At 33.8% G+C, this 6,207-nt stretch carries 9 protein-coding genes and 1 pseudogene; 2 read left to right on the top strand and 8 right to left on the bottom strand.

Features of this window, described 5'->3' with window-relative positions; genetic code table 11:
* Positions 1 to 91 precede the first annotated feature (91 nt).
* Entirely contained in the window at positions 92 to 754 is a 663-nt protein-coding gene (locus HMPREF2715_RS10975) for an ABC transporter ATP-binding protein (RefSeq protein WP_053036207.1), read from the bottom strand.
* 12 nt (positions 755 to 766) lie between these two features.
* Positions 767 to 1,816 carry an ABC transporter permease gene (locus HMPREF2715_RS10970; protein ID WP_053036208.1) on the bottom strand — a complete coding sequence of 350 codons (1,050 nt, stop codon included), beginning with the start codon at positions 1,814 to 1,816 and terminating at the stop codon, positions 767 to 769.
* 193 nt (positions 1,817 to 2,009) lie between these two features.
* Here HMPREF2715_RS10970 and HMPREF2715_RS12380 point away from each other — a divergent pair, with 193 nt between their 5' ends.
* Together HMPREF2715_RS12380 and HMPREF2715_RS12375 are read left to right on the top strand one after the other, a co-directional pair.
* Complete coding sequence (locus HMPREF2715_RS12380) at positions 2,010 to 2,297, top strand: LysR family transcriptional regulator (RefSeq protein ID WP_053036209.1); 288 nt, start codon at positions 2,010 to 2,012, stop codon at positions 2,295 to 2,297.
* Positions 2,288 to 2,611, top strand: coding sequence for a LysR substrate-binding domain-containing protein (locus tag HMPREF2715_RS12375; RefSeq protein WP_080363941.1), 324 nt, complete (start codon positions 2,288 to 2,290; stop codon positions 2,609 to 2,611). Before HMPREF2715_RS12380 ends, HMPREF2715_RS12375 begins: the two co-directional genes overlap by 10 nt.
* Here HMPREF2715_RS12375 and HMPREF2715_RS11955 read toward each other — a convergent pair.
* The 6 genes and pseudogenes from HMPREF2715_RS11955 to HMPREF2715_RS12365 all read right to left on the bottom strand — a co-directional run.
* Positions 2,593 to 2,682, bottom strand: a pseudogene (locus HMPREF2715_RS11955) (NAD(P)-dependent oxidoreductase); the annotation flags it as partial. The gene HMPREF2715_RS12375 and the pseudogene HMPREF2715_RS11955 sit on opposite strands and share 19 nt — an antisense overlap.
* A 126-nt stretch (positions 2,683 to 2,808) precedes the next feature.
* Entirely contained in the window at positions 2,809 to 3,237 is a 429-nt protein-coding gene (locus HMPREF2715_RS10955) for an Rrf2 family transcriptional regulator (RefSeq protein WP_053036211.1), read from the bottom strand.
* A gap of 173 nt (positions 3,238 to 3,410) precedes the next feature.
* Positions 3,411 to 4,427, bottom strand: a complete 1,017-nt coding sequence (locus HMPREF2715_RS10950; RefSeq protein WP_070632299.1) for a hemolysin family protein — start codon at positions 4,425 to 4,427, stop codon at positions 3,411 to 3,413.
* Between the two features lie 157 nt (positions 4,428 to 4,584).
* Entirely contained in the window at positions 4,585 to 5,016 is a 432-nt protein-coding gene (locus tag HMPREF2715_RS10945) for a 6-pyruvoyl trahydropterin synthase family protein (protein ID WP_070632302.1), read from the bottom strand.
* Between the two features lie 179 nt (positions 5,017 to 5,195).
* A complete protein-coding gene (locus tag HMPREF2715_RS12370) occupies positions 5,196 to 5,474 on the bottom strand; it encodes a hypothetical protein (RefSeq protein ID WP_240556530.1) in 279 nt (92 codons plus the stop codon).
* A complete protein-coding gene (locus HMPREF2715_RS12365; protein ID WP_338139330.1) occupies positions 5,456 to 5,977 on the bottom strand; it encodes a patatin-like phospholipase family protein in 522 nt (173 codons plus the stop codon). Before HMPREF2715_RS12365 ends, HMPREF2715_RS12370 begins: the two co-directional genes overlap by 19 nt.
* Positions 5,978 to 6,207: the final 230 nt, after the last annotated feature.

The raw sequence follows: 6,207 nt of genomic DNA, 5'->3' as shown, positions 1-6,207 counted from the left end.
ACTCATCAGTCCGATTTGACGTAGAGCCATAATTAACTCCCTCAAAGTAGCCATGATTTTCAAAGCTTACTTGGAGGGAGTTTTATTTTAATTATTTTTCTTTTAAACGTCCATCTTCCATATGGAAGACTTTATCACAGAACTTGGTTAATCGTTCATCATGTGTAACGATAATACATGTTTTACGACGTTGTTTAGATTGTTCTTTTAAGATTTCCATAACTGCCATCGCATTTTCAGTATCGAGCGATGCAGTTGGCTCATCAGCTAAAATAATAGAAGGCTGTGTATAAATTGCCTTAGCAATCGCGACACGTTGTTTTTGTCCTCCTGACACTTCAGAGGGTAATTTGTTCTCAATTTCTTTTAAGCCTAAATCGTTCAACAATTTATCATATTCTTCAGTACTTAACACATCTTTTTTATAACTCTTCAATAAATGGAATTGTTGTTTGACTGTTAAGAATGGGACTAAGTTCGTCGCTTGTAATATAAAGCCAATTTCTTTCATTCTCATTTTAGCTAATTGCTTCTGACTCATTTTTGAGATTTTATTATCATTAATATATATTTCACCGGATGTTGGTGTTTGTAACGCACCAGCCATTGTTAAGAACGTACTCTTACCGGAACCGGAAGGGCCAACAATAGCTATAAGTTCACCTTTTTCAAAAGATAAAGATGTCGGTTTAACTGCTTCAATTGTATGATTACCATCTTGGAATTCTTTAGTCACTTCATCAAATTTTAACATGGTGGCACCTCCTTACCCGATCGCCTTGAGTGGGTCTATTTTTCTAATGGATAATACTGAGAATAAGCTACCAACAAGAGATGTTAGTATTAAAACGATACCAAAGATAATGAGTGTACCGATATTAAATTGGACAGGTACCGCTTCAGGTAAGACTAAACTTGTCAGTAATGTCAGTATTAAGCCAATCAAAGTACCGATTAAGGCTAATATAAAGGTTTGTGCTAACACCATCTTCATTAAGAACCCATTCGTAAATCCTTGAGCTTTTAGTACTCCGAATAAATTCTTTTTCTGCAACGTGATGACATATAAGAATACGCCAATGACTGTGGCAGAAATAACAAATAAGAATGTAATCATAAAGTTCATTGTTAAGTTTTGTGGTTTGTAGCCTGGTAGGTTCTCTACAAAGTCATCTATTCCTATAACTTCTAAATCTTTATCAACATTTTTATCTTTCCAATTACTGTCTTTTACAACTACAGCATTGGTTTTATCTGATGATAATGCTGGATTAATTTTTTCAATCGTTTTGTCATTTGCGAAAATAACAGGAGAAGCATTATATTTAGCACTTTCTGATACGCCAACGATATGTAGTTTCTCATCAGATTGAGATAGCGTGATGGTGTCACCAACCTTAAATCCTTTGTCTTTCAATGATTGATCGATCACGACATCATTATCTTTATTAAATTTTTTGCCTTCCTCAATCATTGGAATCAGGAATGAGTTTGATGTTACGCCAAAGAGTAATGCATTCTCTTCACTATCTCCGTTCGATGCAATAACGCCAATTTGTTTTAACGGTGCTTCTTCTTTAAATTTGCCTTCAACGTCAGACAATTTAAAGACAGATTGTTGAACCGTTTGGTTGGCATCTTTATTTAAAACAATCACATCTGCTTTCCATTTCTTGATGCCTTCAGTGTTCATATTAATTAAACCACTTGCTAACCCGGATAGTAAAAAGAGTAAGTAACTAATTAATACTAAAATGCCTATAATTAATCCGAATTTAAGCTTGTTGCGTTTAATTTCGTTCCATGCAAGAAACATTTAATTCCCTCCTTTATGTGTATTATTAACAAGTATAGCAATACTTATATTAAAAATTACAATGAATTAAACTATTTAAATATTAGTCATATTGAACATCATAAGAAAGTTCTACAAATTGGTTATATTGTGTCACGGCTGTTAAATTCAATTGAACTTGGTCAGCAATATCATAAAAAAGGAAGACATCGATATGACCTATAAAAATAAAATTCAATATTTAGAAGCCATTCAACGTTACGGCAGTATTTCACATGCAGCCAAACACCTTTATATTTCTCAACCCTATTTAAGACGTTATATTAAAGACGTTGAGAATAACTTAGGTGTGACATTAATTAACCGGGACAGCAACCCGCTAGAACTTACGTATTCAGCTGAGCGATTTCTAGATTATTTACATGAAATTGAGGATATTGATACTCAAATGCGTGATGAATTGCAGACAATTTCTAATTTGAAAAAGGGCGTATCCGTATAGGTGTTAATCCTATTTTAGCTACACATACGCTTTATAGTATCTTGCCAAAGTTTATAGAACATTACCCGGGCGTGGAGATTGAATTAGTAGAAGAAGTGGCACATCGAATTGAACAAATTGTTTCCGATCAAAAAGTGGATATAGGTGTGACGATATTACCGTTATATACCGAAGATTTATCTTATGATATTTTATACACAGAAAATGTATATTTAGCGTTACCTCCTGGACATCAGCTTATCGAACAAGCTAAAGCACACGCTGACGATGGTCAATTTCCATTTCATTTGTTAGATAATGCAGTGACTTCATGACCATGTGCTTGTGCTTCTGTTAATACTTTATTTCCAACTTTACCTGTTGCTCCGATAATACCAATTTTCATGATTTATTCCTCCACATTTTTATATTTGTGGTGATGTCAGTCAATTAGGTCGTTGTGAGGCAGCTTCATTATCGCACTTGTACTTGTAACCATAATAGTTACATGTAAGATATAACGGATGACGACTTATCCGTTTCGTTGCAAGATGTCTGTAACAATATCATCCATTGTGACATTAGCCAAGACACCTTCCATCGCATCTTGTGCACGTAAGAGAATGATTTCAAGCACACTCTGGATATTGGCACCTACAACACAATTTACATTCGTGTCTTCATGCATTTGGAATAATTCGCCTTCGTCAACGACTTCCACCGCTTGATACAAATCAAGTAATGTAATGTCTGTTAAAGGCTTTCTCAGTTGAATGCCACCACTCCCTTGCTGTGTTTCGATTAAATTCGCTTGCTTTAATTTACCTACTAATCTTCTAATTACTACAGCATTAGTGTTCACACTACTAGCAATCCAAGAGGACGTTAATGGTTGCGACTGTTCAACTTTGACTAATGCTAGAATATGCACAGCCACAGTGAAACGACTACTAATTTTCAATCTTCTCACCTCATGTAACCATTATAGTTACAAGTTAATTTATAAGTCAATGTTTTTGAATTTAATTAATTTTGGTTTTAAAAAAGACCCAATCATCAAGATTTTCAAAATCTCAATAATAGGGTCATAATAAGACATAATAATAATATTAATTATATAAGACTAAATTCACATTAATTATATTCATCTTCAATATCGCCAACGATTTCTTCAAGAATATTTTCTAAAGTAATGATTCCCTTGAAATCAGCGTCATTATAAACTGCTGCGATATGCACTTTTCTCTTTTTCATCATTTCTAATATGTGTTTCAATGGTGTATTCATTTTAACGTTAATAATTGGATTAACGAACGTCTCTAGTTTAGATGGTTGTTCCACGTTGAACAATGATTTGGAATGTATGAAACCAACAATTTGATCATCTTTAACAGCTGGATATCTTGTAAACGCATCTATTTTAATTTGTTGAATTGCATCATCAAAACTCGTATTTAAGTTTAGCGTTTTAACATGTTTTTCATCAATCATAATATCTTTTGCGACTAAATTATCAAACTTAAATGCTTGGTTAATATGATGTAACTCACTATCATTAATTTCGCCACCTTCATGGCTATCGTGGATTAATTGTTTCAGTTCTTCCTCAGAATGGAAGACTTCACTTTCTTTAGCAGGTTTCATATTGAACATTTTTAATATCAAACGTGCTGCACCATTTAATATCCAAATAAATGGATACATTATTTTATAGAAAAAGATAATCGGTTTCGCAAAAAGCAATGTAATATATTCTGCCTTTTGGATAGCAATCGTCTTAGGTGCCATCTCACCTACAACAACGTGTAAAAATGTCGCGATAACAAATGCGCCACCAATTGTGAATGGATGTATCCAAGTTTCAGGAATACCAATACTGCTGAATAAAGGATGTAATATAAATTCAAATGTAGATTCTCCTACCATACCGATACCTAGTGCGGTAATGGTAATACCTAATTGACAGGCAGCTAAATATTCATCAAGATGATCGACAACCTTTTTTGCAGCAATCGCTTTCTTCTCACCTGCATTAGACAATTGTGCAATTCTTGTTTCTCTGACTTTAACAATAGCGAACTCTGTCGCCACGAAAAAAGCCGTTAGGACTAATAATAATATAAAAGTAATAAGACTAAGTGTGGTCCCCAAATATGTTCCTCCAAAATAAAAAATTGTAGACTTGCTACTATACTAATTATATCAATAATACATATATAATCAAAATATTTAAATTTTAATTACTTATATAAATAGTGCTTAATTCAAAAGGCAAAATTGAGGACTCTTCTTTTTTATAAGTAGTGACTTAAGGCTTCATAATGGAACGATTTAGACTTACCCCATGGCGGTCAGTCTCAAATAGCTGTAACGCATACATACAATGTTCACCTGGAAGATGTTGTTCAAATTCGTCCCAAATCCACATTGCAATATTTTCAGCAGTCGTATTCATATCAGGCAACGTTTCATTAATGAGTTGATGATTTAATTTAGGTTCAATCACTTTATTATAAATCGCATCTACTTCGTTAAAATCTAATCCAAGACCATAATCACCAATTGGTGAAAGTACGTCTACATACAAGCGATATGAATGATTATGCAAATCTCGAAATATATCTTCACCAAAATAAATTCGATTGTCACATTTAAAATCATATTGTTGTTTTAACACAGTTCGGCCCTCTCTATATTTAAATTGATTGGGTGGTTGAATATGATCGAAACGATTATGCATTGTTCATGCTCCTCTCTTTTACATTTAATACTATTGCCCAAATATCTTCTAAATATTGTTACTAATTAAGAACCTAATAAAAAACATTGGAAATCGCAACGTCCACACAAGAAATTGTTTAATTTAAGCATACTAATCGTCGTTCATTCCAAATTCGAACATCGTTTATAATATCACTTTTATTCATTCCAAAAGTTTCTAATTATCTCTACATCTTCAAGTGCCTGAGTTTCTCCAGCTTTGAAAATGTCAGGTCGAATTGATGGATCTACTGGATTACCGCCTAGTTCATTTAATTTATCAAATACTGCTTTACTAGGTGCAATTAATTTAACTTTCGCGCCACTTTCTTCGAGTTCTTTAATGGCATCTTCTAATTTATATGGCGTTGAAATAGGAAGATTCGTCGCAAGAATAAGTACTTTCTTAGCACCTATAGCTAAATCTGCATTCTCCATGGAATGACATCCACCATCAAAATGTTTGTCACCATCAATCGTCGTAGCCGGCCAAACACCTGGTAACGCGAACCACTTGAAGCCATAGCTTTATGCAAGTTCACTTGACTATCAAACGTTAGTGCGACACGCTCTGCCTTACGCGCATTAATAGCAGTAATCATTAAATTAGATGGCCATTCAGTACCTTTAATTCTATGTTCTAAGCGAGTAATATGTACGCTCTCATTATATTTATGATCTTCTAGAGCGTAGACACTATAATTCTCAATCCATTCTTTAGGTGAATTCGAATGCTCTTGTATTTGAGCATATCTTTCGAAGATACCTGACATATCTTTAACTGGCGGCGTTTCATTAGATTTAGGCGCAATTTGCTCATCATAAATGACATCAAAACTCTTGTCAGATGTTAAACCTGTAGCAGCTTGCGCGCCACCCGATGTACCTATCATTAAATCTGCATGACGAACATCTATACCTTGATTAGATAATGTTAACAGATAGCATAACTCCCAACCTATGGCTAGCGAACCACCACCGCCAAGTACAATTTCATATTCTTAATTGTCTTTTTTACTCATATTACAAAAAAAGAAGAGAGGCTAGGATATATTTCCCAGATAAATAGCCAGTAAATAAGTCTTTAAAAATTTATTTATCGGCTTCTTTATTAACAATTCTTCGTATTGTTGGCTAGCTTTCTTAGGGGACAGCTTCAGCCTGTAGTCTT

Source organism: Staphylococcus sp. HMSC062A01, from assembly GCF_001836805.1.
In the GTDB taxonomy this organism is placed as follows: domain Bacteria; phylum Bacillota; class Bacilli; order Staphylococcales; family Staphylococcaceae; genus Staphylococcus; species Staphylococcus haemolyticus.
This window is presented reverse-complemented; position numbering and strand designations above follow the sequence as displayed.